The organism is Chitinophaga terrae (ex Kim and Jung 2007), from assembly GCF_900107795.1.
In the GTDB taxonomy this organism is placed as follows: domain Bacteria; phylum Bacteroidota; class Bacteroidia; order Chitinophagales; family Chitinophagaceae; genus Chitinophaga; species Chitinophaga terrae.
This window is the reverse complement of the sequence record NZ_FNRL01000023.1, coordinates 20356-46332: the sequence shown is the minus strand read 5'-3', so window position 1 is coordinate 46332 and position 25977 is coordinate 20356. Positions and strand designations below refer to the sequence as shown.

28 protein-coding genes are annotated in these 25977 nt (G+C 45.4%); 18 read left to right on the top strand and 10 right to left on the bottom strand.

Annotated elements, in window-relative coordinates; translation table 11 throughout:
* Positions 1-137: 137 nt before the first annotated feature.
* Positions 138-2753 carry an alanine--tRNA ligase gene (gene alaS / locus BLV62_RS20880; protein ID WP_089763945.1) on the bottom strand — a complete coding sequence of 872 codons (2616 nt, stop codon included), beginning with the start codon at positions 2751-2753 and terminating at the stop codon, positions 138-140.
* A 354-nt stretch (positions 2754-3107) separates the two neighbouring features.
* On the opposite strand from alaS, the gene BLV62_RS20875 reads away from it, so the two are divergent.
* The 3 genes from BLV62_RS20875 to BLV62_RS20865 all read left to right on the top strand — a co-directional run bounded on the left by BLV62_RS20875 (position 3108) and on the right by BLV62_RS20865 (position 5228).
* On the top strand, positions 3108-4079 hold the full coding sequence (locus BLV62_RS20875) for a M23 family metallopeptidase (protein ID WP_089763944.1): 972 nt from the start codon (positions 3108-3110) through the stop codon (positions 4077-4079).
* Positions 4080-4192: 113 nt separating this feature from the next.
* Positions 4193-4711: a MerR family transcriptional regulator gene (locus tag BLV62_RS28840; RefSeq protein WP_225889662.1), complete on the top strand. Its 519-nt coding sequence runs from the start codon at positions 4193-4195 to the stop codon at positions 4709-4711.
* A gap of 10 nt (positions 4712-4721) precedes the next feature.
* A complete protein-coding gene (locus BLV62_RS20865; protein WP_089763942.1) occupies positions 4722-5228 on the top strand; it encodes a thioredoxin domain-containing protein in 507 nt (168 codons plus the stop codon).
* A gap of 63 nt (positions 5229-5291) precedes the next feature.
* Here the strand turns inward: BLV62_RS20865 and BLV62_RS20860 are convergent, their stop codons facing one another.
* Positions 5292-6404: a mechanosensitive ion channel family protein gene (locus tag BLV62_RS20860; protein ID WP_089763940.1), complete on the bottom strand. Its 1113-nt coding sequence runs from the start codon at positions 6402-6404 to the stop codon at positions 5292-5294.
* Between the two features lie 8 nt (positions 6405-6412).
* Complete coding sequence (locus BLV62_RS20855) at positions 6413-7555, bottom strand: amidohydrolase family protein (protein ID WP_089763938.1); 1143 nt, start codon at positions 7553-7555, stop codon at positions 6413-6415.
* Between the two features lie 101 nt (positions 7556-7656).
* On the opposite strand from BLV62_RS20855, the gene prfA reads away from it, so the two are divergent.
* The 3 genes from prfA to BLV62_RS20840 all read left to right on the top strand — a co-directional run bounded on the left by prfA (position 7657) and on the right by BLV62_RS20840 (position 10331).
* Positions 7657-8721 carry a peptide chain release factor 1 gene (gene prfA, locus BLV62_RS20850; protein WP_089764049.1) on the top strand — a complete coding sequence of 355 codons (1065 nt, stop codon included), beginning with the start codon at positions 7657-7659 and terminating at the stop codon, positions 8719-8721.
* A gap of 141 nt (positions 8722-8862) precedes the next feature.
* Positions 8863-9453: a hypothetical protein gene (locus BLV62_RS20845; RefSeq protein ID WP_139170328.1), complete on the top strand. Its 591-nt coding sequence runs from the start codon at positions 8863-8865 to the stop codon at positions 9451-9453.
* A gap of 197 nt (positions 9454-9650) precedes the next feature.
* Positions 9651-10331, top strand: a complete 681-nt coding sequence (locus BLV62_RS20840) for an OmpA family protein (protein WP_089764047.1) — start codon at positions 9651-9653, stop codon at positions 10329-10331.
* A 73-nt stretch (positions 10332-10404) separates the two neighbouring features.
* On the opposite strand, the gene BLV62_RS20835 is transcribed toward BLV62_RS20840, so the two are convergent.
* From BLV62_RS20835 to BLV62_RS20820, 4 genes are all read right to left on the bottom strand, one after another.
* Complete coding sequence (locus BLV62_RS20835) at positions 10405-10803, bottom strand: VanZ family protein (protein WP_089763935.1); 399 nt, start codon at positions 10801-10803, stop codon at positions 10405-10407.
* 84 nt (positions 10804-10887) lie between these two features.
* Positions 10888-11268, bottom strand: a complete 381-nt coding sequence (gcvH, locus tag BLV62_RS20830) for a glycine cleavage system protein GcvH (RefSeq protein WP_089763933.1) — start codon at positions 11266-11268, stop codon at positions 10888-10890.
* 56 nt (positions 11269-11324) lie between these two features.
* Positions 11325-11984 carry a peptidylprolyl isomerase gene (locus BLV62_RS20825; protein WP_089763931.1) on the bottom strand — a complete coding sequence of 220 codons (660 nt, stop codon included), beginning with the start codon at positions 11982-11984 and terminating at the stop codon, positions 11325-11327.
* A 9-nt stretch (positions 11985-11993) separates the two neighbouring features.
* The gene (locus BLV62_RS20820) at positions 11994-12332 is read right to left on the bottom strand and encodes a hypothetical protein (RefSeq protein ID WP_089763929.1); all 339 of its coding nucleotides are present in this window, start codon (positions 12330-12332) and stop codon (positions 11994-11996) included.
* Between the two features lie 233 nt (positions 12333-12565).
* On the opposite strand from BLV62_RS20820, the gene BLV62_RS20815 reads away from it, so the two are divergent.
* The 5 genes from BLV62_RS20815 to rsgA all read left to right on the top strand — a co-directional run bounded on the left by BLV62_RS20815 (position 12566) and on the right by rsgA (position 17664).
* The gene (locus BLV62_RS20815; RefSeq protein WP_089763927.1) at positions 12566-13567 is read left to right on the top strand and encodes an AAA family ATPase; all 1002 of its coding nucleotides are present in this window, start codon (positions 12566-12568) and stop codon (positions 13565-13567) included.
* Between the two features lie 44 nt (positions 13568-13611).
* A complete protein-coding gene (locus BLV62_RS20810; protein WP_211117904.1) occupies positions 13612-14478 on the top strand; it encodes a DUF58 domain-containing protein in 867 nt (288 codons plus the stop codon).
* Between the two features lie 18 nt (positions 14479-14496).
* Complete coding sequence (locus BLV62_RS20805) at positions 14497-15477, top strand: flagellar basal body-associated FliL family protein (RefSeq protein WP_089763922.1); 981 nt, start codon at positions 14497-14499, stop codon at positions 15475-15477.
* 10 nt (positions 15478-15487) lie between these two features.
* Complete coding sequence (locus BLV62_RS20800; RefSeq protein ID WP_089763920.1) at positions 15488-16498, top strand: vWA domain-containing protein; 1011 nt, start codon at positions 15488-15490, stop codon at positions 16496-16498.
* Between the two features lie 230 nt (positions 16499-16728).
* Entirely contained in the window at positions 16729-17664 is a 936-nt protein-coding gene (gene rsgA / locus BLV62_RS20795; RefSeq protein WP_089763918.1) for a ribosome small subunit-dependent GTPase A, read from the top strand.
* Here rsgA and BLV62_RS28385 read toward each other — a convergent pair.
* Positions 17661-17798 carry a hypothetical protein gene (locus BLV62_RS28385; protein WP_168927940.1) on the bottom strand — a complete coding sequence of 46 codons (138 nt, stop codon included), beginning with the start codon at positions 17796-17798 and terminating at the stop codon, positions 17661-17663. The genes rsgA and BLV62_RS28385 overlap by 4 nt on opposite strands.
* Before the next feature lie 205 nt (positions 17799-18003).
* Complete coding sequence (locus BLV62_RS20790) at positions 18004-18546, bottom strand: gamma carbonic anhydrase family protein (protein ID WP_089763915.1); 543 nt, start codon at positions 18544-18546, stop codon at positions 18004-18006.
* A gap of 85 nt (positions 18547-18631) precedes the next feature.
* Here BLV62_RS20790 and BLV62_RS20785 point away from each other — a divergent pair, with 85 nt between their 5' ends.
* The gene (locus BLV62_RS20785) at positions 18632-19834 is read left to right on the top strand and encodes an aspartate aminotransferase family protein (protein ID WP_089763912.1); all 1203 of its coding nucleotides are present in this window, start codon (positions 18632-18634) and stop codon (positions 19832-19834) included.
* A gap of 4 nt (positions 19835-19838) precedes the next feature.
* On the opposite strand, the gene BLV62_RS20780 is transcribed toward BLV62_RS20785, so the two are convergent.
* Entirely contained in the window at positions 19839-22226 is a 2388-nt protein-coding gene (locus BLV62_RS20780) for a DUF5686 and carboxypeptidase regulatory-like domain-containing protein (RefSeq protein ID WP_258522444.1), read from the bottom strand.
* Between BLV62_RS20780 and BLV62_RS28835 the strand changes: the two genes are divergently transcribed.
* From BLV62_RS28835 to BLV62_RS20755, 6 genes are all read left to right on the top strand, one after another.
* Positions 22197-22319, top strand: coding sequence for a hypothetical protein (locus BLV62_RS28835; protein ID WP_258522445.1), 123 nt, complete (start codon positions 22197-22199; stop codon positions 22317-22319). The two genes, BLV62_RS20780 and BLV62_RS28835, sit on opposite strands and share 30 nt — an antisense overlap.
* Positions 22320-22479: 160 nt before the next feature.
* Positions 22480-23118 (top strand): hypothetical protein, encoded by a 639-nt coding sequence (locus BLV62_RS20775; protein ID WP_089763908.1) that lies wholly within the window; start codon positions 22480-22482, stop codon positions 23116-23118.
* A gap of 8 nt (positions 23119-23126) precedes the next feature.
* On the top strand, positions 23127-23423 hold the full coding sequence (locus BLV62_RS20770; RefSeq protein ID WP_089763906.1) for a winged helix-turn-helix domain-containing protein: 297 nt from the start codon (positions 23127-23129) through the stop codon (positions 23421-23423).
* A 51-nt stretch (positions 23424-23474) separates the two neighbouring features.
* A complete protein-coding gene (gene creD, locus BLV62_RS20765) occupies positions 23475-24809 on the top strand; it encodes a cell envelope integrity protein CreD (protein WP_089763904.1) in 1335 nt (444 codons plus the stop codon).
* 8 nt (positions 24810-24817) lie between these two features.
* The gene (locus BLV62_RS20760; protein WP_089763902.1) at positions 24818-25183 is read left to right on the top strand and encodes a diacylglycerol kinase family protein; all 366 of its coding nucleotides are present in this window, start codon (positions 24818-24820) and stop codon (positions 25181-25183) included.
* An 18-nt stretch (positions 25184-25201) separates the two neighbouring features.
* Entirely contained in the window at positions 25202-25894 is a 693-nt protein-coding gene (locus BLV62_RS20755) for a DUF1361 domain-containing protein (protein WP_089763900.1), read from the top strand.
* The last annotated feature ends 83 nt before the right edge of the window (positions 25895-25977 follow it).

The following is a 25977-nucleotide window of genomic DNA, read 5'->3' as shown; positions in this document are numbered from 1 at the left end:
CAAAATTAATGGGAGGGTTAGGAAAGAAAAAGTTAAAAAACGCAAGCCAGGCATGCTTGTTATTGTTGGGGATGGTAAACGGGGATAGATCTTTGCAGAAAAAAGCCGGACCCTCGAAGATCCGGCTTAATAAAGAATTATAACAATTGTTTTACTGCTGAAATCACCTGGTCCAGTTTATCTACTTCCTGGCCCCCGGCGGTAGCGAAGGTTTTCTGTCCGCCGCCGCCGCCTTTGATCAATGGAGCAATACGTTCCTTGATGATCTTTGGCGCTTCCCAACCTTTGGATGCTACCAGTTTTTCGTCGATGGTCAGCGCTATACTGGCCTTACCGCCGATGTTGGCTGCAAATATGAGTACATGGTCAGGAATATCGTTTTTCAGCTGCAACGAAAGCTGTTTCAGACCTTCTGCATTGTTTACATGCACCACTTTTCCGAGGAAGTTGACGCCGTCTATCTGTTCCGACTGGTTACGCAGGCTGCTGGCAAGTGCGCGGACTTTTTCCTGTTCCAGGGCATCTACTTGTTTTTCGAGCGACGACTTGTCCTGCAACAGGGTTTCTACGGCTTTAACCGGGTCTTTAGGATTCTTTAAAGCTGCCTTCATGTCTTTCAGTTGAGCTAACTGTTCGCTGATGTAAGCTTCCGCTTTGCTGCCGGTAACTGCTTCTACCCTGCGAACGCCGGCTGCAACTGCCGATTCGGAAACGAATTTGAACAATCCCAGTTCTCCGGTAGCGCCAACATGAGTACCGCCGCAGAGTTCAACACTATAAGCAGGATCAATGATCACTACCCTTACAGTATCGCCGTATTTCTCGCCGAACAACGCCATAGCGCCCAGCTTCAGGGCTTCATCCTTAGGCATTTCTTTGATCACTACAGGAACATTTTCCCTGATCTTGGCGTTTACGATCGCTTCTATCTGCGCCAGTTCTTCATCAGTTACTTTGGCAAAATGAGAAAAGTCGAACCGCAGCGCATCAGCATTCACCAAAGATCCTTTTTGTGCTACGTGCGTACCCAGTACCTGGCGCAGGGCTGCATGCAACAAGTGGGTAGCGCTGTGATGGCGTTCTGTATCCAGCCGCTTAACCTTATCTACCTTTGCTTTAACAACAGCAGCCGGGTTGGCCGGCAGTTTGTCGGTGAACAGGATGGTGAGGTTATTTTCTTTCTTGGTATCAACTACGTGTATGGTTTCGTCATCGAACTGCAGGGTACCTGTATCGCCTACCTGCCCGCCGCTTTCAGCATAAAAAGGAGTCTGGCTGATAACCAGCTGGAACTGCTCTTTTCCTTTTGCTTTAATGGTGCGGTATTTCAATAACTTGGTAGTGCTTTCCAGTTGTTCGTAACCTACGAATATGCTGTTAGGGGTTTCGTCTAATACCACCCAGTCGCCGGTATCCAGCTCTGTTGCAGCACGGGAGCGGTCTTTCTGCTGTTGCATCGCTGCCTCAAAACCTTTCTCGTCTACCGTAAAGCCTTTTTCAGCGGCAATCAGGTTGGTCAGGTCTAACGGGAACCCATAAGTGTCGTTCAGTTCAAATGCGGTAGCGCCGTCAATTACCTTGGTAGCGGCTTGCTGCATAAAGTCTTCTATCCGGCGTATACCGCTTTCGAGGGTGCGCAGGAAGTTATTTTCTTCTTCAAATATTACCTTCTTCACAAAATCTACCTGTGCTTCCAGTTCAGGGAACACGTTGGAGAACTGCGCTGCCAGCACTGGCACTATCTCATGCAGCAAAGGTTTCCGTACGTCGAGGAACGAGAAGTAGTAACGAACAGCCCGGCGCAGGATACGGCGTATCACGTAGCCGGCCCCGGTATTTGACGGTAATTGGCCGTCGGCAATGGTAAAGGAAATAGCTCTTACGTGATCGGCGATGACACGGAAAGCCACATCTTTTTTATCATCTCCGAAGGTATATTTCTTATTAACCAGCTTTTCGGTGAAATGAATGGTATTGGTGAAAAGGTCTGTATCGTAGTTGCTGGTCTTGTTTTGCAGTACCCTTACCAGTCTTTCCAGCCCCATGCCGGTATCCACATGTTTGGCAGGCAATGGTACCAGGGAGCCATCTTTCTGCCGGTTGAACTGCATGAATACGTTGTTCCAGATCTCTATGACCTGCGGATGGTCGGCGTTTACGAGGGTTTTGCCGTCTACCAGTTTGCGTTCTTCATCGGGGCGGCAGTCCACGTGGATCTCGGAGCACGGACCGCAAGGGCCCATATCTCCCATCTCCCAGAAGTTATCTTTTTTATTGCCCATCAGTATCCTGTCTTCAGCAATATGCTCTTTCCAGAACTGGTAGGCTTCATCGTCTTTAGGGATGTTTTCTTTGGCATCGCCTTCAAAAACGGTAACGTATAATTTATCTTTTGGTATTTTATATACTTCTGTGAGCAGTTCCCAGCTCATGGCGATTGCCTCTTTTTTGAAATAATCGCCAAAGCTCCAGTTGCCCAGCATTTCGAACATGGTATGATGGTAGGTATCGATACCTACTTCCTCCAGGTCGTTCTGTTTTCCGCTAACGCGTAAGCATTTCTGGGTATCGGCCACTCTTTTGTGGGGAGGTACCCTGTTGCCCAGGAAATAGTCTTTAAACTGATTCATACCGGCGTTGGTAAACATCAGGGTGGGATCATTCTTAATAACGATAGGGGCAGACGGAACTATCTGATGCCCTTTAGACGCAAAAAAATCTAAAAATTGCTGTCGTATTTCTGACGCTGTCATATATAGGTATGAATTAATATGTATTTTTCTGTTTTTGTAAGAGCATTGACCTAATAAGAGCTTGTTGCTTGTTTTTCAAGCTTTTATAAAGTAGTTAGAAATTAGACATACAAAAGGTTGATGTTTTAATCTAATTACATTAGGTTTGTGCGCCTGATTTTCCCGCCGTATTCAGGGGAGTGCAAAAATATTGAAACCTGTATGATTATGCAAAAACAGGTTGTATAACCCGAAAATTACAATCGTGGGAGAAGATATGCCAACTAAATTCGGCATCCATAAGTTTGTGCCTCGTGAAATAAATCTGCGGTCATTGCGTTTTGCGCAAGAAAGCGCTCAAAGTACACCCGGTGCATGAAGAAGGTTAAATATTTTTATAACACCCAAACATTAAAATACGAGAAGCTGGTAGTATCGTTGCGGGTAAAAATCCTCCGGATACTGGGATTTTTATCTGCCGCTATTGTTACCGGTGCTATTTTTCTTTCCGTCGCTTACAGGTTGGTCGATTCTCCAAAGGAGAAGTCTTTACGTGCCGAACTGGAAGCAATGAAAGAAAAATACGATGCTTTGCAGGGGCGGATGAAAGAGATGAAGGGTACGTTGGCTGACCTGCAGGACCGTGATAATGAGATTTACAGGGTGATCTTCGAAGCATCCCCTATCCCGGACAGTACAAGAATGGGAAAGGTGAAACGGGATGAAGAAGCTGCACAGCTGCAGTCATTTGCCAGTGCCGAGATCGTTGCATCCACGAGCGTATTATTAAAGGAGTTAACCAACCGCATAAAAGCACAGGAAAAATCATACGACGAGATCGACAAGATGATCAAGAACAAGCAGCAGATGCTGGCCTCGATCCCTGCTATTCAGCCTGTTGCGAATAAAGACCTTAAACATATTGCATCCGGTTTCGGATACCGTATAGACCCGATCTATAAAACAATGAAATACCATGCAGGGTTGGATTTTGCGGCTCCAAGCGGTACGCCTATCTATTCGACCGGCGACGGTGTAGTGGAAGAAGCCAGCCTGAGTGATGTTGGCTATGGCAACCACGTGGTAGTGCGGCATGGATACGGTTACAAAACGCTCTACGGGCATATGCTCCGTATGAAGGTAAAAGCCGGCCAGGCGGTTAAACGAGGGGATGTGCTCGGTTGGGTGGGCAGCACGGGTAAGTCTACCGGCCCCCACTGCCATTACGAGGTTATCAAGAACGGCGAAAAAGTGGACCCTGTGTATTATTTCGTTACAGACCTTACGCCGGAGCAATTTGACAAGATGCTGAAACTGGCCAGATCTGGAAATCAGTCATTTGACTGATCCTTCATTTTCCTGCTGCCGCCAAAAAATCTCGGCTTCGAAAGCGAAAACCAGGTACGAAAAGCTTAACTTCATCATGAAAAAGTTTTTTGTCACCCTTGTTTTTTACTTCGATGCACCAGCTAGACCTTTTCTCGACACCTGGAATACCGCATCTAACGGAAGCTGCGGTAGCAATTCCAAATGTTAAAGTAAAAGCAGGCAGCCCTAAAGCTGCTATCGAAACATCTTCCGTCCCAGGTAAAAAACGTGGGCGAAAATCGCTGAAAGAATTTGCTGATGACCCGGATCTGATTATGGAGTTGGATAAAATAATACTAGATAAACAATATTACTCTATTAGTGAAGTAGCCGCTATGTTTAAAGTGAATACTTCCCTGATAAGGTATTGGGAAAACGAATTTGATATTCTTCAGCCTAAAAAGAACAGGAAAGGCGACAGGCTTTTCAGGCAGGAAGATATTCATTACCTCAAAGTCATCTATCACTTACTTCGTGAAAGAAAATATACCATTGAAGGCGCTAAGCAAAAGTTGAAAGAAGATCATAAATTAGCTGCCCGAAACTTCGAAATGGTACAAGCTTTGCTTAAAGTGCGGGGATTTCTTTCCGAATTGAAAGATCAATTATAAAAATATCATTATGCGTTTAAAAACTTTACTCCTGGGTGGTAGCCTCTTATGCTCAACCCTGGTATGGGCACAGAATGAAAAGACAATCAAAGGCAAGATAGACATGAAGACCCTCATGAACGATCCATCTACTACCTGGTTCTATAAAGGGGTAAATGATTACCAGCCTAATGAAAATATGCTCAACTACATCAAAAGCAACCGTAGCAACTTTAACATGGTTGTGGTGATGGGGACCTGGGACGATGCCAGCAAAAACGTTGTTCCTGCATTATATAAAGTGATGATCACCGGCGGCAGCCCTGATGAACAGATCGTAATGTTTGCCGCTGACCAGAAATTACAGACAGATGCGCCTGTAGATTATAAAGTGAAAAAACTGCCTACGATCATTGTGTTCAAAGACGGTAAAGAAGAAGGCCGTATCGTTGGTACACCTAAAGAATCTGTAGAAGCTGATCTTTGCCGCATCCTGCTTAACAGCAGCAAGAAAGACAAAGACACCAAAGAGAATTAATTCTTATATTGACCCAATGTTTCTATAAATGCCTGCCGGCTGGCAGGCATTTTCTTTTATTTCTTATCCCTCGTTATTCTCGTTATTGTTAACAGTGACATTTGTGACTGTGGAAGGCAGCTTCAGCTCTTTCTCTTCCAGTAATCGTATCACCGCCAGGTTCACCGTTTCTCTCAGCGCTGCATACTGGAGCCCGTCTACCAGGTAAGTATTGAACACGATCTGGATCACATAAGTATCCTTGGTGAAATCATTCAGGTTAACCACGTAGTTGTCTAATATATCCGGGTTGTTTTTCAGCAACTGCCTTATATCCTGCAACAGGGAGTATACCTTTTCCGAAGGAGCGTCAGTACCCAGCTCCAGCCGCAATGCCACTCGTTGCTGCGTACGGAGCGATAGATTATCAAGGATGCTGTCTACCATCTTCTTGTTAGGTACAGTTACAAATGTTTTCTCCAGGGTGCGGAGCCGGGTGCTGCGAAGTCCTATCTTTTCCACTGTTCCCTGGAAACTGTCGACCTTCACAGTGTCGCCTACACGAAACGGTTTGTCGAAGAAAATAATGAAGGAGCCGATCAGGTTCTCTATGCTTTCCTTGGCTGCCAATGCAAGGGCTGCAGCGCCGATACCTAAGCCGGCTACGATCTTTTCTACCAGGCCGTTCCCGAACAGGATACGGATAAATGCGATGGCGCCCAGTATCAGTATAATAGCTTTGAAGAAATCCCGGAAGAAGACCACGAATTGATTATCGGTTTTGTCTTCTGTCAGGTCGGCTTTATGCTGAAGTACCAAAGCAATAAAATCGATCAGCCGCAGCATGATCCAGATAATGCTCATGCTCAGGGCCAGGCTGAGCAAGGTGTTGGTAACATCCTGCAGTTTGATCCGGTTATAAACGTATACATTGAGCGCCTGGGGGAAAGTGAACTTGTCTATTGTCACCATGAAAGTGACGAGCAACAGGAAGTACTCGAGCGGGCGAAGCAAAAGGTTGACAAAGTCCTTTTCGTCCAGTTGGGGCGACCAATGTCTCACCAGCCTGAAAAGTATGGCTGCAAAGCTTTTGGAAACATATCGTTTGATGAATGATACAAATAACAGTACGCCAATCAGCATCAGATAATCCCTTACGGGGTTATCCAATATCACGGTGTTAAGAAATTCTTTCATTGTTGTGGTTAAATAATCCTTTTGCTATGTTGATTGATTAAAACGATCCCCGGGCGGGTACCGACTTTGAAAGTGCCATAGTTATCTTGTATTCCAAGTGCTTTAGCGCCGTTAGAGGTAGCCCATTGCAGAACTTCCTCCAGTGGTATTTCCGGGAAATGGCGACGAACAGTACTGATTTCTTCCCAGATGGATAACTGGTGATTAGAAGCCAGGCTATCAGTTCCGAGCGTAATATTACAGTTTAATTTCCGCAACATCGGGATATCCGGCAACCTGTTTTCTATATAGAGGTTGGCATTGGGGCAAAGGCACCAATAGAGGAGCTCCGGTTGCTGTTGGGCAAACTTTACGTCTGCCTCCGAAGTAAAGGTATTATGTACAAGGATGATCTTTTGTTGTTGGAAGAATGGAAGATAGGCTTCCAGGCTGTTTGTTTGCGAAGGCTGGAAGGCGCTGGCATCCATTTTAAAATGGTGGTAAAAATCGATGAATGCTCCTGTTTTTTCCTGGTACAATTCATTCTCGGCGGCCGTTTCCTGGTTATGAATGGTAACCGGCGTATTGTTGGGAGTTGCCGCCAGCAGATGGAACAGGGAGCGGCTTACAGAATAAGGGGCATGAGGTACGATGCTGCATTGGTTGAAAGGACCGGAAATTTCCCGGAAGGAGTTTAAAACCCCTATACTGTATTCGTAGCGTTGACTGGCAGCTGCATCCGCAACCCCCATGCATTCGATAAAGGAATGATAATACATTCTGTCCTGCTGCTTTTTTACCAGGGTATCAGTAGTATTGCAGATATCCCCCACTGCCGAAATCCCTTCTTCCCACATGCTTTGTTCTGCTTTATCTATCACCAGCGGGTTATTGGCTGCCAGGTTCCGGGATTGCATAACCTGGGTAAGGAAGGCGGGAAGGCCGGTATGTTCGGGAATAACCCCTTTCATATGGGATAATTCGAGGTGACAATGGGTATTTATGAATCCCGGGCAAAGAATTCCGTCTACTTCCTGTACATCATCTCCGGCTTTGGCAGTTGGAACTATATCCAGTATCAGGCCCGTCTGGTCTGCAATTAAGACGTTTTCTGACCCCAGGAATTGAGTGCCGTTAAATATATCTTTTCCTTTTAATTTGATCTGTTTCAATCTCCTGCTGTTTAATTTACGTGAATGATGTTAATTTTGCAACCCAATTGACTGTGTCACTTTCCCGGTTATTGGAAGTAACTCAAAAGTCAAATATAATTATGATAGACAAACTGGAAGCTATAAAAGGTCGTTTCGAGCAGGTATCACTGGCTTTAACTAACCCGGAAGTGGTTAGTGATAACAAGAAATTTGGCCAGCTGAGTAAGGAATACCGGCAGCTGGAAAAGATAGTGAAGGCCTATAACGCCTATCGCAATACCCTGGACAATATTGCCTTTAACAGGGAAGTATTGGACAGTGGAGATGAGGAGATGCGCGAACTGGCAAAAGCTGAAACTGAAACATTACAGGAACAGAAGGCGGCTCAGGAAGAAGAGATCCGTAACCTGCTGATCCCTAAAGATCCGCAGGATGAGAAGAACGCGATCCTGGAGATCAGGGCTGGAACAGGGGGCGACGAGGCAAGTTTGTTTGCCGGCGACCTTTTCCGTATGTATCTCCGGTTCTGCGAGTTGCAGGGTTGGTCTACCTCCCTGCTGAGCGAGAATCCCGGTTCTGTGGGCGGATATAAAGAGATTGTACTGGAAATAAGCGGAGATGATGTATACGGAACGCTGAAATTTGAATCCGGCGTACACCGCGTACAGCGTGTTCCGGCTACCGAAGCATCCGGAAGGGTGCATACATCTGCGGCAACAGTAGCGGTACTACCGGAAGCAGAGGAAGTGGATGTAGATATCCGCGAAGCTGATATCAAAATGGATACTTTCCGTTCTTCCGGCGCGGGTGGACAGCACGTTAACAAAACTGAATCGGCTGTTCGTTTAACGCATATTCCAACGGGCGTGGTGGTTGAGTGCCAGGAAGGCCGAAGCCAGCACTCGAACAGGGAGATTGCTATGAAGATGCTGCGTACCCGTATTTATGAAGCGGCGGTTCGCAAACACGAAGATGCGATCGCAAGTCAGCGTAAAAGCCTCGTATCAACCGGCGACAGGTCGGCCAAGATCCGCACCTACAACTATCCCCAGGGTAGGGTAACCGATCACCGTATCGGTATGACCATCTACAATATGGACGCCTTTATGAATGGCGATATTAAAGAAATGATATCTGCCCTGCAGTTTGCGGAAAATGCCGAAAAACTGAAGCAGGGAAGCTAAGATAATAGTTCGCGGCAAGCGTAGAAAAGCGAAGATGCATAGGTTTTTCTGATTGAAGAATTAACAATTAGTTCAATTAGAAAAAAATCGTATGCTTCTTCGCTTTCTTTGTTTCTTTGTATGAAACAAAACAAATCTGTTATGTTAGATCAATTACTCGATCTCGTTCGGGAACACGCACAAACAACCGTCGTTAACAACGAGGCTGTCCCTAATTCACAAAATGAAGCAATTGTTGGCGCGGCTGCTACCTCTATCACAGGCGGTTTGCAGCAAGCCCTTGCCAACGGCCAGGCATCAGAGGTGCTGGCGTTGTTTAATGGTAATGACACTGCCGCCTCCAATGGTGTTGTCAGCAACATTTCCAATAACTTCTTAGGTACTTTATTGGAGAAGTTCCATTTGGATAAAGGAGTTGCCCAACAAATCACTGCTTCCCTTATCCCTACTGTTTTAGGCTCATTGGTGCATAAAACAAACGATCCTTCCAATAACCAGTTTAGCCTCGATGGTATTTTAAATTCCCTGACCGGCGGCGCTGCAAGCGGTATTAACCTGCAGGGGATCCTGGGAGGTTTATCAGGAGGTTTGGACAAGAACGGCGATGGTAAAGTGAACCTTGATGACCTGACCAGTTTATTATCCAATGGCGCTAAACAGCAACAGGAAGGTAATGCGAAAGGCGGTTTGGAAGAAGGGTTGGGAGGCGTGTTAAAGAACCTGTTCGGTTGATTGGAATTACAAATTACGTAGATATAAATCCTTAATATATAAGGATACATTACGTATTTATGCACTCTCCTGTTGTCTTTAAATCAATTGTTTAGGAAATGTTAAACAAATTGGCAGAATATTTGTTTTGCAATTTTCAGGTTAATTTTGACGACAGAATTAATTCTTAAAAAACCTTCATGTTTAAAATTATTACGATGAAAAAACTCAATGTTCTGGTAGCAATGGTCTTGTCAGTAACCATGTTATTTAGCTGTAAAACCTGGCAGAGCATGGACAATACGAAGAAAGGAGCTGCAATTGGTGTAGGAGGCGGTGCTGCTGCCGGAGCTGTTATCGGTAAAGTTGCTGGTAATACAGCTTTAGGCGCAATCATTGGTGCTGCGATTGGCGGTGCTGGTGGTGCTTTGATCGGTAAAAAAATGGATAAACAAGCCCAGGAGATCAAAACCGAGATACCTAATGCATCCGTAGAACGTGTGGGTGAAGGTATCAACGTAACTTTTGATGCTGGCGTATTATTCGGATTCGACAAGTCAGATCTTTCTCCTGTTGCGCAGGAAAACATCAGGCAGCTGGCACAGATCCTGAACAAATACCCTGATACTTATGTAAGGGTAGAAGGTCACACAGATGACAGAGGTACAGACGCTTACAACATGGGTCTTTCTGAAAGAAGAACCAAGAGCGTAATTGCTTACCTGCAGGCGCAAGGTATTGCTGCTAACCGTATCCAGGGCTTCTGGTATGGTAAATCACAACCTAAAGTGCCTAACGATTCAGATGCAAACCGTGCACTTAACCGTCGTTGCGAGTTCTCAATCTTTGCTAATGAAAAGATGAAAGAAGAAGCGAAGAAAGAAGCTGGTCAACAGTAAAAGATATTCATAATAGAATACACTTATTTCTCATAAGCAGATATACCGTCCCCCCTGATTACAGGGGGGATTTTTATTTCCCGGCGGAACGGGGTTTGAACCACCAGTTTATAAATAACCTGAGGAAGCCTGCGCCGAAGACAGCGCCCAGCGAATCTGCCAGTAGGTCGAAAAGATCGAAGCTCCTGCCTATTGCCCAGTATTTCTGGATGAATTCAATTGCAAGTCCGAAGCTGGCGGCAAACACCACTAAAGCTATCAGTGTAGTACCCGATATATGTTTCCTATGTTTAAAAATTCCCCATCCGGTCAGGAATACAACGCCCGCAAACATTCCGAAATGAACGATCTTATCGAAATGGATCTTCTCCAGGAACGAACTGGAAGGTACATCATCTCCCGGCATCAGGCATAGAGTTGTTACTACTGATATCCATATAACGGTAGGCAAATAATACAATGCTTTTTTCATATGCGCGCCAAGTTAAACAAAACAGCAATAAAAAGGACAACAGGTGTGCCTGTTGTCCTTTATTTGAAAGATGTGAATATCAGTTTATTCGCCTACCAGCGCCTGGTATGCAGCTGCGTCCAGCAAAGCATCTACGTCGGCAGGGTTATTTACAGTTACTTTAACCATCCATCCGTCGCCATAAGGTTCCTGGTTTACCAGCTCCGGAGAGCCTTCCAGTTCAGGATTTATTTCTATAACTGTACCGGTAACAGGCATAAACAGGTCAGACACAGTTTTAACTGCTTCTACAGTGCCAAATACCTCTTCAGCATTTACTTGTTTGTTCAGGGAAGGAATATCAACAAAAACGATATCGCCCAATTCGCGTTGAGCAAATTCAGTAATGCCGATAGTGGCAGTGTTACCTTCTAATAAAACCCATTCGTGATCCTTTGTGTAACGCAGATTGGATGGAAAATTCATATCAAGTTTGATTTTGAGCCGTAAAAATACGGAGATTGGTTCAATTTATAAAAATACTAAAAGAACAGCCATTTCCTTATAAGCCTGATCTTCATTGGTACATCGGTGACCGGCCTGTTGTTCTTATCTGTTTGCACAGCCGCTATCTTATCGATCACCTCCATCCCTTTGATAACCTGTCCAAATACCGTATAGCTCTGATCCAGGTGCGGGGCGCCTCCGATGGTTTTATAGATCTCCCGCTGGTCTACCGGTATTTTCCTGCCTCCCAGCCTTGTTCGCTCCAATGTATCCAGTTGAGCATCTGTAAACATTTTACCCTGTACGATATAGAACTGGCAACCGGAAGAGGCCTTATCCGGGCGATTATCCCTGGCTGCGGCAAGGGCTCCCTTGCGATGGAAAAGATCCAGCTGGAACTCGGCCGGTATCGTATAGCCTACATCTCCTTCTCCCAGCAACGCGCCTTTTGCAGCGTGTTTGGAATCAGGGTCCCCTCCCTGTATCATAAAGTTCCGGATCACCCGGTGAAAAAGGGTACTGTCATAAAAATGACGCCTGGTCAGTTTGATGAAGTTATCGCGGTGCTTGGGCGTCTGGTCGTATAATTTGATGATCATTACGCCATAGGGGGTAGAGATCCTGATCTTCCTGTTCTTGGCGTCTGTAAATAGAACCGTTAACAGCAGGGTAAAAAGGAGTAGCAGTCTTTTCATATATAGGCTTTAAGCGTCATGATCCGTAAAATAATCAATTATATGCTCTTTCAGGAAACGTTCCTGTTCTTCCATTCCCAACTTCGGAACAGGCTGCAGTTCCCGGAAATGAGGCCAGCCGTCTTTATCGTAACCTTCCAGCTCATAATACCCGCTGCGGCTCAATAACGTACATACGGCAACGTGCATAAGGTCCTGCTTTTGTTCTTTCGTATATTTCTTTTTTGTCAGATTGTTTAACTCATTAACGCCAATGAGGAACAGGATGGCTTCCATATTCGGAGTTTTTCCAAACCTTTCAGCCAGCATTTGTTCAATTGGTTTCCACCGCTGCTCAAAGTCTTCCATGCTAAATGTTTATTAGGTGATCAAATTGCTGCTTCAGCGCAAAGGTACATTATAGGAAATTTATTATATAAATATCCCCGGCTTTATTAATTTAGACAGCGTCATGAAAGGCTAAATTTACAGAAATGAGCCACAGGCGCAAGTTTAACAGCATTTTAACGGCACATTCACATAGTAATAAGTTTTAATTGACAAGAGAATGTTTATTTTAGCAATCCTGAAAAATTAATAGCATGGAAAATACATCTACCGATATTCGTCAGTTAAATGAGAAGATCCATCAGGCGAGTGCGTTTGTGGACCTGCTCAATATGGAATTAGGTAAAGTGATCGTTGGTCAACGTTATATGGTCGAAAGGCTCCTGATCGGTTTGCTGGCGCAAGGCCACGTATTGCTGGAAGGGGTTCCCGGGCTTGCAAAAACATTATCTATCAAATCCCTTTCTTCTGCCATCAACGCTAAATTCAGCCGTATCCAGTTCACTCCCGACCTGTTGCCGGCCGACGTAATAGGTACCATGATCTACAACCAGCAGAAAAATGAGTTTGTAGTTCGTCGTGGTCCTATCTTCGCCAACTTTATCCTGGCAGATGAAATTAACCGTGCCCCTGCCAAAGTGCAAAGCGCCCTGCTGGAAGCCATGCAGGAACGCCAGATCACCATTGGCGATACTACCTTCAAACTAGACGAACCTTTCCTGGTACTGGCTACCCAGAACCCGATAGAACAGGAAGGTACCTATATGCTTCCTGAAGCGCAGGTAGACCGTTTTATGCTCAAGATCGTGATCGGCTACCCTACCAAGGAAGAAGAAAAACTGATCATCCGTCAGAACCTGAACCCGGATATGAACACCGCTATCCGCCCGGTTATCCAGCCAGGAGATATCCTGGAGGCAAGGAAACTGGTACGGGAAGTATACATGGATGAAAAGATCGAAAAATATATCCTCGATATCGTTTTTGCTACCCGGCACCCGGAAGAGTATAAACTTAACAAGTTAAAACCATTGATCGCCTACGGCGGTTCGCCAAGAGCCAGTATCAACCTGGCCTGGGCTGCCAAAGCCTACGCTTTCATGAAACGCAGAGGATATGTGATCCCAGAAGACGTTCGCAACATCTGTTTCGACGTAATGCGTCACCGTGTTGGCCTGACCTATGAAGCAGAAGCAGAGAACGTAACCAGCGAAAACATCCTGAGCGAAATCCTGAACACCGTAGAAGTGCCTTAAGCATTGCCGTAACAAACGATTGATCACTCTTAATTTTTTTCCTGGTGGATACAGCTGATATATTAAAAAAGGTAAGACAGATCGAAATAAAGACCAAAGGTCTTACCAATCACATTTTTGCAGGCGAATACCATAGCGCCTTCAAAGGTCGTGGTATGTCGTTCAGCGAAGTAAGAGACTACCACTTCGGCGACGATGTGCGGTCGATCGATTGGAATGTTACTGCACGTTTTAACCATCCCTTCGTTAAAGTGTTTGAAGAAGAAAGAGAATTGACAGTGATGCTGCTGGTTGATGTCAGCGAAAGCTCTTCCTTCGGAACAAAGAAACAGGATAAACGCGCCCTGATCACCGAACTCTGCGCTGTACTGGCTTTTTCTGCCATTAACAACAATGATAAAGTAGGCGTGATCTTTTTTAGCGATGGAATGGAGAAATATATTCCTCCTAAAAAGGGTAAATCCCATATCCTTTTCATCATCCGGGAATTACTCTCATTTACGCCTAAACGAAAAGGAACCAATATCAAAGAAACACTCCGCTTCTTTAACAATGCTACCAAAAAAAGAAGCATTGTTTTTATGTTAAGCGATTTTCTTTCAGGAAACTACCAGGAAGCTCTGAACATAGCTGCCCGCAGGCACGACGTGGTAGGAATACAGGTATACGACCAGCGGGATAAAGAACTGCCTGCAGTAGGTCTGATACAGGTAGCCGATGCAGAAACAGGCGCTGCCCAATGGATCGATACAACCGATAAAAAGGTACGCCAGCACTACGAACAACAGTTCCTTCAGCATTCCCAATACTGCAGAAATGCTTTTATGAAAAGCGGTGCAGAGCTGATGAGCATTCGTACAGATGAAGACTATGTGAAGGCATTACAGACATTTTTCCTGAACAGAGCATAAAAGGAGAGCAGATTTAACATGGATAACCGACAAGCTATCAAACGTATATTTTTATCCTGCTTACTGGTAATGATGTTGCCATTCGGACTGCTGGCCCAGCAGATCTCCGTTATTGCGCAAACAGATACCAACAGTATCCGGATTGGTGAGCAGATAAAACTGCAACTGACCGCTACGTTAACTCCAGCTCAGATCAGCAATGCAAATTTTAAAGTTGCCTTTCCTGTAATACCTGATTCACTCGACCATTTCGAAGTGGTTAACCGTTCAGCTATTGATACGGTACAGGATGGAACCCGGCACCTGCTGCACCAGACCTATACGCTTACCAGCTTCGATTCCGGCCACTGGACCTTCCCCCCTGTACGTTTTGAAGTGGTAGACGCCTCCGGAACGCCGGATTCGGCTTTCACCCAGCCTATCGGGATCGATGTGAATACGGTAGCAGTAGATACTACCAAAGCATTCAAACCTATTAAAACAGTGCAATCGGTACCCTGGAATATCTGGGACTACTGGATCTACCTGGCTATAGGCGCCGGTCTTGTGCTGCTGATAGGAGGATTGATCTGGTTCTTCCGCCGCAAGCCTAAGAAAGCGCCGGTAGTGAACGTACCAACCATCTCCCCGTATGAACTGGCTGTTCATAACCTGAAAGCGCTGAAAGAAGAGAAGCTGTGGCAACAGGGAGATGTCAAACAATATTATACACGCCTGACAGACATTCTTCGTACCTACTTCGAGAACCAGTTTGGTATCGCCGCACTGGAACTGACAAGTGAGGAACTGCTGAATAACATAAAACCGATCACCAAACTGAATCAGCAACGGGATAAGCTGCGCAGCTTACTGGCAATAGCCGACCTGGCCAAATTCGCCAAACTGCAGCCAACACCCGACGAACACGAAGATTGCATGAAGAAAGCGGAAGAGATCCTGGAATGGACCCGCCCTCCAAAAGTGGAACCGGCCCAGGAGACTAAAAGCGAAAATCATTAATTAAGAAAGAATGGAGCTGCTTACCTGGAAAAATATCGAATTTGCTTATCCGGCTTTCTTATGGCTTCTGTTGCTGGTACCAGTGCTTATTTACTGGTATTTTGCCGGGAGAAAGAAGAAGCAGGCCATTATGATGGTATCTTCTGTAGAAGGTCTCAAAGGCTTGCCTGTTTCCTGGAAAGTGAGGTTCAGACCTATACTGCTGGTACTGCGTTTATTGGCGATCAGTGCGCTGATCGTAGCCCTGGCTCGCCCCCAGACTTCCAATACCTCTGAAAGTATCGACAGTGAAGGAATTGACATTGTGCTGGCAGTAGATATTTCGGGAAGTATGCTGGCAGAAGACCTGCAGCCTAACAGGCTGGAAGCGGCCAAACGTGTGGCAGCCGATTTCGTTGATAAAAGGATCAGCGACCGTATCGGCCTGGTGGTGTTCTCCGGAGAAAGTTTTACCCAATGCCCTATTACCACTGACCATGCCGTGCTGAAAAACCAGATCATGCAGGTGAAAAGCGGTATGTTGCAGGATGGAACAGCCATCGGTATGGGACTTGCCACCTCTGTAGACCGCCTGAGGAACAGCCACGCAAAAAGTAAAGTGATCATCCTCTTAACAGACGGGGTTAACAATACCGGCCTGGTAGACCCTTTAACCGCTCTTGAAATCGCAAAAGCCTTTAAGATAAGGGTATATACCATTGGGGTAGGAACCATCGGAAAAGCGCCGTTCCCCATGCCAATGGCCGACGGAAGCGTGCAAACCGTAATGCAGGATGTGCAGATAGACGAGCCGCTGATGAAAAAGATCTCCAAGGAAACCGGCGGTAAATATTTCCGGGCTACCAATACCAACGACCTGAAAAGCATCTACAATGAAATTGACCAGCTGGAGAAAACCAAAGTGGAGATCACTTCTTACAAACGCTTCGCCGAACATTTCTTTATCCTGGCAATGATCGCCCTGGCTTGTATCCTGCTGGAGGTAGTACTGCGATACACCCTCTTCAAAAGCTTACCATAGGGTTCACGCAAAGACGCCAAGGAAGCAAAGAACGCAAAGAAATTTTTTAAGTGAAATAAGAAAGCAAAGGGAAAGAAGATTATGTTGTATAGCATGATCCTCTTTCCCTTTACTTTCTTAATATATCCTTAATAATCTTAATTTTTCTTAAAAAAATCCTTTGCGTTCTTTGCTTCCTTGGCGTCTTTGCGTGAAACCCTCCTTATATTTGGGGTCTAAATTCAGCGCATTTGCAAGCAACAGTATATAAATCAACGGGCAGCTGGTACACAGTTAAAACAGCTGATGGAGAAACCTTCCAGGCCAGGATGAAAGGTATCTTCAAGAAGAATGATGATATTACCTCCACTAACCCGATAGCGGTTGGTGATCAGATCGCTATTGAGGCAGATGATAGCGATGCAAATGCAAAGAATGCCATGATCACCGATATCCTGCCACGTACAAACTATATTGTGCGGGCCTCCCCTCATGGCAAGAACAAAAAACACATTGTAGCGGCTAATCTCGACCAGGCGGTACTGGTGTGTACCGTTAAGGAACCAAGGACCTCGCAAGGGTTTATAGACAGGTTCCTGGTTACTGCCGCAGCCTACCATATTCCCGTTATCCTGGTGTTCAACAAGAAAGATATTTACAGGGATAAGGAATTGGAGAAATTCGAGGCAATTGAAGCCCTGTATACAGGGATCGGTTATAAAGTATTATTGGTTTCCGCTAAGAACGGCGACGGGATAGACGAAGTGACCGAATTGCTGAAAGATAAGACTACCCTTATGTCTGGCCACTCCGGAGTGGGGAAATCTTCCCTGATAAACGCCCTCATGCCGGGGCTGGAGCTGAAAACAAAAGCTGTAAGCGGCTGGAGCGGGAAAGGATTGCATACCACTACCTTCGCCGAAATGCACGACCTGCCATTTGGCGGCCGCCTGATAGATACGCCCGGGGTCAGGGAATTCGGGATAGTAGATATCCCTAAAACTGAACTTTCCCATTATTTCCTGGAAATGCAGCCTTTCATTACCCAATGCCAGTTCAATAACTGCCTGCATCTCAATGAACCGGGATGCGCGGTCAAAGACGCAGTGGAAGAAGGGATCATTGATCCCGACAGGTATGTCAGTTATGCTACGATCCTCGATTCTATAGAAGAAGAAACATACTAACGTTTAGGTTTACTTAATTCATCCAGCACTTTTTCGGCGCCCCAGTTGCGCCGGGGCTGAGGACACCCTTTTTTCTGGGTACGGCACGACGAAATTACCAGCAGCAGGAGGAGTACGGCAACGATTCTACGCATAAAACGGGGGTTTAGAACAGACGCATTTGTTTGCCCGCTTTACGGTTTTGTTGCTTAATGTCCTTCGTGTAATAATTGGAGGCAGGACAGCCCGTTTTTTGAGAAGAACAGGAGGTACACAGGATACTGCCAGCTAAAAGCAGATAAATCACTCTTTTCATAGGAGGGTATTTATCTGCAATATAGCTATTTTTTCAAATATGTATTATTTGGATTCTTCTGTTTCAGTGGCGTGTTCTTCGTACCAGGAAGCGTACATAAGGTAGTTTTTGGAAATACGGTTGATCTCTCCTTTGATCAGCTCCATGTCGATGTCTTTTACCTTCTTGGCTGGCACGCCTGCATATACGGTACCTGCTTCAACATGGGTGCCGCTTAATACCACCGCGCCCGCAGCAATGATGCTGTTGCTGTCGATCTTCGCGTTATCCATCACGATGGCGCCCATACCGATCAATACGTTATCTTCCACTGTACAGCCATGCAAAATAGCGTTATGGCCTATGGAAACATTATTACCCACAATAGTTTTCGTTTTCTGGTAGGTACAGTGGATCACGGCTCCGTCCTGTACATTTACATTATCTCCTAACTTGATGCTGTTCACATCGCCGCGTACTACAGCATTGAACCAGAACGTGCATCCCTTGCCCGCTACCACATCGCCTACTATTGTTGCATTGGGTGCAATGTAGCAGCCTTCAGGAATTTCAGGAGTTTTACCATTGAGAGTGATAATATGCGCCATAATAAATTGTTTAAGTGATTATCACAAATATAACAATTACTAATTAGCAGTTGTTTTCTAACTTCGCAGCTTATATTAAAGTGATATGAATAACAGGCAACTCTTTTTACAGCATGTGGCACAAACTTCCGATGCACCGCTGGCATTGGAAATTGTGAGAGCGGAAGGAATGTATATGTGGGATGTGAACGACAAAAGATACCTGGATCTTATCGCCGGCATCAGCGTCTGCAATCTTGGGCATTGTCATCCCGCGGTGGTGAAGGCTATACAGGAACAATCGCAGAAATACATGCACCTGCTGGTGTATGGCGAATTTGTGCAATCGCCCCAGGTGGCTTATGCAACAAGGCTTACCCAACATCTTCCCGAAAATCTTAACTGTGTATATTTTACCAATTCAGGTGCGGAAGCAGTGGAAGGAGCGATGAAGCTGGCCAAACGATTTACCGGCAGAACTGAAATAGCCTGCTTTAACCGCAGCTATCATGGTTCTACACAGGGTGCGCTGAGCATACTGGGAGATGAATACTGGAGAAATGCGTATCGCCCGTTACTACCGGGAATAAGGAGATTAACCTATAATGACTTTGAATCGCTCGATACTATTACCTCTGCTACCGCCGCAGTAATAGCGGAAAGCGTACAGGCAGAAGGCGGTGTAAATGTGCCACAACGCGAATGGCTACACGCTTTGAGAGAGCGTTGTACCGCTACCGGCGCATTGTTGATACTGGACGAGATCCAGTGCGGATTTGGCAGGAATGGCTCCCTCTGGGCTTTTCAGCAGTTCGATATCGTACCCGACATACTTTTGCTTGGTAAAGCGCTGGGCGGCGGTATGCCAATGGGCGCTTTCATATCCAGCCGCGAGATCATGTGGTCTATCACTCACCAGCCTGTACTGGGGCATATCACTACATTTGGCGGGCATCCGGTTAACTGCGCCGCTGGCCTTGCTGCCTTTGAGGCATTGCTGGAATCTGACCTGATCAGCACTGTAAAGGAAAAAGAACAGTTATTCCTGCAGCAGCTCAAACATCCGCTTATCAAAGCGGTTCGTTCACTGGGATTGATGATCGCCGTAGAATTTGAGAGCTTCGAAGTGAATAAAAAAGTGATCGACTATTGTATCAGCAAAGGCGTAATTACAGATTGGTTCCTGTTTGCGGCGGAATGTATGCGGATCGTACCTCCATTGATCATTACACCTGAAGAGATACAACAGGCATGCGAAGTTATACTCGAGGGTTGCTCGCAAAGCGGCAAAAGAAGCAAAGAAGCATAAGTAATTAGAACTGCAGTTTGAAGCTGCCGAACACGCCAAACTTCTTATTGGCTGGTTCGTTCGGATATTGGTCAGGCGTTACACGCCAGATGAAGTCTACACGCAGGAATTTGAAGATATTCTCTACCCCTGTACCCAGCTCCAGGTAAGGGTTTCCTTCCAGTGTTTTGAATGGGTAACCATTATTGAGGTTCAGCGCTTTGTTTTCTTTAGACAAAGAGCCAATTACTCCTTTTGCAGTCCAGAACTGCCGCCATTTCAGTTTTTTAATCAGGGGAATGTAGCCAAATAAGCCATTGCCGATCGTATGTTCTACGTTGAAACCGGCGTATTGATCGCTGATGAACTCAAAGCGGTTCATCATGTTGAATGCGTATTTATTGTAGTAGTAGATTTCGTTACCGGGATGCACTTCCAGGGAAGTGTAGGGAACGGTACCAAAGATCTTTCCTCCAAACACGTTGTAATAAAAAGAGCCGAATGGCGGCAGTTTAAAGTAATCGGAAATACTCAGGTTAACACGCTGGTATTTTTGCCCGCTTTGCAGGATGCTGGGAATACCTGCAGCCAGTTTGAGTTCCGCGATCGGGTACTTGCTCCCAAGGCTGATGCGGTAATAGTTTCCTTCCAGGAATTTTTCCTGGAATGCATAACGGATACGGAGTTCCACTTCCGTGGTAGTGAGCGGGTCCCGGCCGTTGTCGGCTTTTGGATAGAAAACAGCCGTAGGCAATGGTTCAAATGGCCTGATCCGCTTATGGATCAGCGATACCTGGTGAGAAAAGCCGCTATAGTATTCTTTAAAGAACTCAAAGCGTTTTTCATCTACCATCAGGAACTTCTGTGGTACGCCGCCTTTGCGGATCGCTAAAGTAAAGATGTTATCTGTTCCTACTTCATCATAGTAATGTGTACCGTTATCCAGGTCTCTTGTATAGGCTGCATACAGGTAGGTGCGCGGATGCCGTTTCAGCAGCCAGAGCGCCGACATTTTACCTTTATAGACCTGGTCTTTGAATCCATAGGCCAGGTAGCCATAGAGGTAAAGATTTTTATTGAATTGCGGCGTGGTACCAAGGTCTAACCGCAGGCGGAAACCTTCCAGGCGGTTTTGGGAGAAGAGGTAGTAATACGGCCCCCACTCTATTGGGCCCAGAGGTTTATAGCCGGTAGCAAGGAAGCGGATGGTATTGCTGTAAGTCTTGAACAACGGCATTTTTTGTAGTGTATCTACCATTTTGTAAATGCCTATCTCGTTTTTGCTGAGGTCTTCCGGCCGGTTATCTGCCCAGAAAGATTCTTTCCTGATACGCGCGCTGTCCAGCACTACGATGTTTTCGGGATATCGCCGGTCGCTGAAGATATTGGTAGCGGCGGTGTCATTTGTGATCACATTATCGTAGGTGGTTGTTTTGCGGCCAATGAAGTCGAAGGTTTTACCGGGCCTGGGGCTTGGCGCCCAGAAATCGGCAACGAATTTATCTTTAAAGAGGAACCAGGTACTGTCGGGCAGTTGCCTGAATTCCTGCACCAGGCTGATACGATGCACGAAGTTGATATTCGCGTCTTTAGGTACAGAAAGGGTGGTTTTATAAACCGCGTAGGTTGTATCGTGTACCCAGATGTCTCCGATGAAGGTATTTTCTCCTTTTCGTTTAGGCGTAAAGTTTAGTTTGATGAACCTTTGTCCGCTGATGTACTGCGTATCGGCGATCGAGTAATCATAATACAAACCTCCGTTATGATGAATAGGACTTACAAACTGTTTGTCGAATACCGGGATGAAGTTGTCGTAGATGTTGATATTCTGGTACATTCCTCCCAGGAACTTTGTAACGCTTTCGTTATCAATACCGGACGTTCGGGCGGCTTTAATAATTTCCTTGGTTTTGCGGGGGCTTGACTGGAAATAATAGTCGGAAAGTGTTTCAGTAAGGAAGATGGGAAGAAAGGGTTTGTCTTCTGATGTACTGTCGATATTGTCGAGAATAAAGGCAAAAGGTTTGGTAAAGCGGTTCTTACCTAACTTCTCCTTATTCAGGTTCTTCATGTCCAGTTCCAGCTTATTGTAAATTTCGTACTTATAGTTATCTAGCCTGTTGTAATTATTTTCGGGTTTGTGTTTGACGATCTGCCTGAGCAAGATAAGGCCCCAGTTTACATTGGCTTTGATTTCGTGGACTTTAAGGGAAACGTCGCTCCTTGACACATCAAAATTGATGGTTTGCTCTTTCAGCGTTTTATTGACCGGCAATACAAGGATGTTATATCCCATTACCCGCACCAGTATGGAATCGGACGGGATAACATTCAGTTCGAATAAATACTTGCCTTCGGCATTGCTTACCATACCTGTTTGGGTATGAACAAATTGAAGGGTAGCGAAGGGGATGATTTCCTGGGAATGAGCATCTCTAACAATCCCACTGATCTTATATTGCTGTGCTTTGACGCACTGACTCCAAACGCTAATACCGATAAGTAATGCTAATATTCTTTTCCAGGCAGCCATAATCTTCAACAATATTATAGTATTTATCCGATTCTTTGTGTTCGTTCCGGGTATCAAACGCTGTTATAAAGAAAAATTATATTTTGAAATTTGACTTTTTATTTTAGCTTTGTAGTGCAAAGTGCTTTTTATTATGACTGACCAACAACATTTGCAGACGATTACAGACATTAAACGTATGATGGAACGCAGCAGCCGTTTCATCTCCTTAAGCGGTTTAAGTGGTGTTGCTGCAGGTATTTGCGGCCTGGCCGGGGCTTTTATAGCCAAGTTGATCTTCGACGCCTACTATGTCAGGTACAACCTGCGGGGAGGCTATGACGAAGCTGATTTCAGGAATCTGAAGCTGAACCTGGTGATATTGGGTCTTTGCGTGTTGCTGGCAGCGTTGGGATCAGGCGCCTTTTTCACCCTGAGAAGGGTGAGAAAAATGCAGGTATCCGTATGGGATATGAGCGCCCGGAAACTGCTGATAAATATTTTGATACCATTGGTAACAGGAGGTTTCTTTATTGCAGGCCTGATCTATAATCATGCAGACGTACTGGTAGCTCCTACTTCCCTGATATTCTATGGCCTGGCATTGATTAACGCCAGTAAATATACGTTGTCTGATGTGCGGTATTTAGGGCTGTGTGAAATTGTTGTTGGACTGATCAACCTTTTCTTTTTGCGTAAAGGCCTGTATTTTTGGGCCATTGGTTTCGGGGTGTTACACATTGTCTACGGAATTTTAATGTGGTGGAAGTATGAACGAAAACTGACGCTTTAATTTATATCATGAACCCGATAGGAAATTTAAACAAGATATTTGAGAGCCGGATCCGACTAGGTGTGATGAGTATCCTGATGGTGAATGAAGAGGTGAACTTTAATGATCTAAAACAGATGCTGGAGGTTACCGATGGCAATCTGGCCTCGCATCTCAACACCCTGGAAGAAAATGGTTATCTCAAGGTACATAAGGGGTTTATTGGCAGAAAGACCAATACCACTTATGCCATCACGCCTGCCGGAGAAAAAGCCTTTAAAGGGCACCTGGCGGCCCTGGAACATATGATCAAATTCACCCGTTAATTTTTTTTGTTTTTACACTTTGAAATACAAAGCACTTTTAAATTCATAATTATGGAACCTTCAACACAAGCCCCCGTTTCTTTTTTTGAACGTTATGGATATGCTATCAAGGCATTTATCATTTTCTTCCTGGTACTTATCCTGCTGATACCAACTGTTATGGTAAATGGCCTGATCAACGAACGGCATAACAGGCAATCTGAGGTCACTGACCAGATATCAAATAGCTGGGGGAAAGCCCAGGTGGTAACCGGACCTGTAATTGCCATTCCCTACCTGGGAGAAAGCAGGAAAACTACATATGCCTATATACTGCCCGATAAGCTTAAAATAAACGGGGAACTGCTGTCTGAAAAGCTGCGCCGGGGCATCTTCTCCGTGCCGGTCTACAATGCAAAGCTCCAGCTAAGCGGCAGTTTCAGCGCCGACGCCATTCAAAGTCTTTCTGTCCCTCCTTCCGCCCTGGATTGGCAAAATGCACTATTATTAATTGAATTAACAGATCTGAATGGCATTGGCAACCAGGTGGTATTGAACTGGAAAGGAAAACAATTGCAGTTCAATCCAAACAGCCTGCCTGAAGGAGCTTTCAGCAGCAGCATCCAGACAGCGTTCCCTATTAACCCTAAGGACACTGCCTCCATGAACGGCGAATTCGTATTCGATCTTAAACTGAGGGGTTCTGAAAGCCTTAGTTTTTCTCCCCTGGGCAAAAGCACCAGCGTGGCTTTGAATGCCAACTGGACAAACCCCTCTTTCGACGAGGCGTTTCCTCCTGCCACACGAAGAATAGATGAAAAAGGATTTGCAGCAACCTGGGAGGTGCAGCACCTGAACAGGAGTTTCCCCCAGGCGTGGATAGGCGATAAATTCAATGCCCATGCATCGGATTTCGGGGTGAAGCTCTTTATGCCTACGGAAGTTTACCAGATGTCGAGCCGCTCAGTAAAATATGCCATTCTTATCATTGGGTTAACTTTCCTTATCTTCTATTTTATCGAATTAAGTCAGCGCCGGCCTCTTCATCCACTGCAATACGCCCTGATAGGGTTAGCCTTATGTGTTTTCTATACTTTACTTATTTCTATCTCAGAACAAATTAACTTTATGTTAGCGTATATTATCGCCAGCGCCCTGACAATCGGACTGATTGTTGTATATACGGCTGCTGCATTTAAAAGCAGGCGGATCGCCCTGCTGATCGGAGGAGCGTTGGCCTTGCTGTACAGTTTCATTTACGTGGTGATCAGCGCCGATGACCAGGCGTTGCTGATGGGTAGCCTGGGTCTTTTCATCATACTTGCCATTGTAATGTATGTGAGTACAAAGATCAACTGGCAACAGTTAGGCGCCAGAACCAACGATAAAAACATTATTCATCAATAAACAATCACATGGTGCGTTCTTATCTCAGCAAGCGAAGAGCAAGCTTTGGTTATGCCATCTCAGGTATTATATCTTTTGTTAAAAGCGAACCGCATGCGTTAATTCATTTATTGGCAACTATAGTGGTGATCCTCTTCGGTTGCTGGTATAAGATCACCAGGTCGGAATGGTTGTTTATTGTATTGGCAATCGGGGGTGTTTGGGCAACAGAAATGTTAAATACTGCCGTAGAAAAAACAATGGATCATCTTAGCCCTGATTATCATCCTTCCGTAAAGGTGATCAAGGACCTGGCCGCAGGAGCGGTATTAATGGCGGCATTGGCTGCTGCGATTATTGGGGCTGTCATATTTATTCCTTACATCTTCAGTTAATATCAAATAAATAACCATATGCTGTGGAAAAGAACCGTTGAGAAAGTAAAACAGGAAATAAGTAAATCGCCATACCATTTTATGTTGTTGGCTTCTGTGCTATTCGGAATAGGACTGCTCGTTTTCCGGATCATCCATACAGGCACCTGGTTGCGTGCCACATTGACCTGGAACCTGTTCCTTGCTTATATTCCGTTTGCAATCACCAGCTGGATGGAAAAGCGTCCGCAACTGATGGAGAACAGGTATGGCTGGTACGCTTGTTTTATTGTATGGTTATTATTTATTCCCAACGCCCCCTATATTGTCACCGACCTCTTCCACTTATTTGACGGCGGCGTACCCGTCTGGTACGATCTCTTCCTGATCTTTTCGTTCGCCTGGAACGGGATGGTATTAGGATACCTCTCTATCCGCAGCATGGAGCATATGTGGCGCAACCGGCATTCCAGCTGGCCTGCCTGGTTATTTACTCTCCCGGTAATGTTCCTCTGTTCCCTCGGCGTCTATATCGGCAGATACCTGCGTTATAACAGCTGGGATGTGATCAGGGACCCATTCTCGTTATTGGGGGAAGTGAAAAACATATTCCTCTACCCGGTAGAACACCGCAGCGCCTGGGCATTTATATGCTGTATGAGCGTATTTCTCTGCCTGATGTACCCCATGGTAGTTGTTTCACGCAGCGAGGGTTCACGCAGAGGGGCATAAGAAGCAAAGAAGCATAAGGATTTTGACCAAAGCGAAAAAAAAGAAAGCAAAGAAGAAGATTGTTATGATCCTACTTCTTTGCT

Excerpts from the sequence above, each read along its gene's own strand:
- alaS (WP_089763945.1), bottom strand. The coding sequence starts at position 2,753 with ATGACAGCGTCAGAAATACGACAGCAATTTTTAGATTTTTTTGCGTCT.
- BLV62_RS20875 (WP_089763944.1), top strand. The coding sequence starts at position 3,108 with ATGAAGAAGGTTAAATATTTTTATAACACCCAAACATTAAAATACGAG.
- BLV62_RS28840 (WP_225889662.1), top strand. The coding sequence starts at position 4,193 with ATGCACCAGCTAGACCTTTTCTCGACACCTGGAATACCGCATCTAACG.
- BLV62_RS20865 (WP_089763942.1), top strand. The coding sequence starts at position 4,722 with ATGCGTTTAAAAACTTTACTCCTGGGTGGTAGCCTCTTATGCTCAACC.
- BLV62_RS20860 (WP_089763940.1), bottom strand. The coding sequence starts at position 6,404 with ATGAAAGAATTTCTTAACACCGTGATATTGGATAACCCCGTAAGGGAT.
- prfA (WP_089764049.1), top strand. The coding sequence starts at position 7,657 with ATGATAGACAAACTGGAAGCTATAAAAGGTCGTTTCGAGCAGGTATCA.
- BLV62_RS20845 (WP_139170328.1), top strand. The coding sequence starts at position 8,863 with ATGTTAGATCAATTACTCGATCTCGTTCGGGAACACGCACAAACAACC.
- BLV62_RS20840 (WP_089764047.1), top strand. The coding sequence starts at position 9,651 with ATGAAAAAACTCAATGTTCTGGTAGCAATGGTCTTGTCAGTAACCATG.
- BLV62_RS20835 (WP_089763935.1), bottom strand. The coding sequence starts at position 10,803 with ATGAAAAAAGCATTGTATTATTTGCCTACCGTTATATGGATATCAGTA.
- gcvH (WP_089763933.1), bottom strand. The coding sequence starts at position 11,268 with ATGAATTTTCCATCCAATCTGCGTTACACAAAGGATCACGAATGGGTT.
- BLV62_RS20825 (WP_089763931.1), bottom strand. The coding sequence starts at position 11,984 with ATGAAAAGACTGCTACTCCTTTTTACCCTGCTGTTAACGGTTCTATTT.
- BLV62_RS20820 (WP_089763929.1), bottom strand. The coding sequence starts at position 12,332 with ATGGAAGACTTTGAGCAGCGGTGGAAACCAATTGAACAAATGCTGGCT.
- BLV62_RS20815 (WP_089763927.1), top strand. The coding sequence starts at position 12,566 with ATGGAAAATACATCTACCGATATTCGTCAGTTAAATGAGAAGATCCAT.
- BLV62_RS20805 (WP_089763922.1), top strand. The coding sequence starts at position 14,497 with ATGGATAACCGACAAGCTATCAAACGTATATTTTTATCCTGCTTACTG.
- BLV62_RS20800 (WP_089763920.1), top strand. The coding sequence starts at position 15,488 with ATGGAGCTGCTTACCTGGAAAAATATCGAATTTGCTTATCCGGCTTTC.
- BLV62_RS28385 (WP_168927940.1), bottom strand. The coding sequence starts at position 17,798 with ATGCGTAGAATCGTTGCCGTACTCCTCCTGCTGCTGGTAATTTCGTCG.
- BLV62_RS20790 (WP_089763915.1), bottom strand. The coding sequence starts at position 18,546 with ATGGCGCATATTATCACTCTCAATGGTAAAACTCCTGAAATTCCTGAA.
- BLV62_RS20785 (WP_089763912.1), top strand. The coding sequence starts at position 18,632 with ATGAATAACAGGCAACTCTTTTTACAGCATGTGGCACAAACTTCCGAT.
- BLV62_RS28835 (WP_258522445.1), top strand. The coding sequence starts at position 22,197 with ATGAACAAATTGAAGGGTAGCGAAGGGGATGATTTCCTGGGAATGAGC.
- BLV62_RS20775 (WP_089763908.1), top strand. The coding sequence starts at position 22,480 with ATGACTGACCAACAACATTTGCAGACGATTACAGACATTAAACGTATG.
- BLV62_RS20770 (WP_089763906.1), top strand. The coding sequence starts at position 23,127 with ATGAACCCGATAGGAAATTTAAACAAGATATTTGAGAGCCGGATCCGA.
- creD (WP_089763904.1), top strand. The coding sequence starts at position 23,475 with ATGGAACCTTCAACACAAGCCCCCGTTTCTTTTTTTGAACGTTATGGA.
- BLV62_RS20760 (WP_089763902.1), top strand. The coding sequence starts at position 24,818 with ATGGTGCGTTCTTATCTCAGCAAGCGAAGAGCAAGCTTTGGTTATGCC.
- BLV62_RS20755 (WP_089763900.1), top strand. The coding sequence starts at position 25,202 with ATGCTGTGGAAAAGAACCGTTGAGAAAGTAAAACAGGAAATAAGTAAA.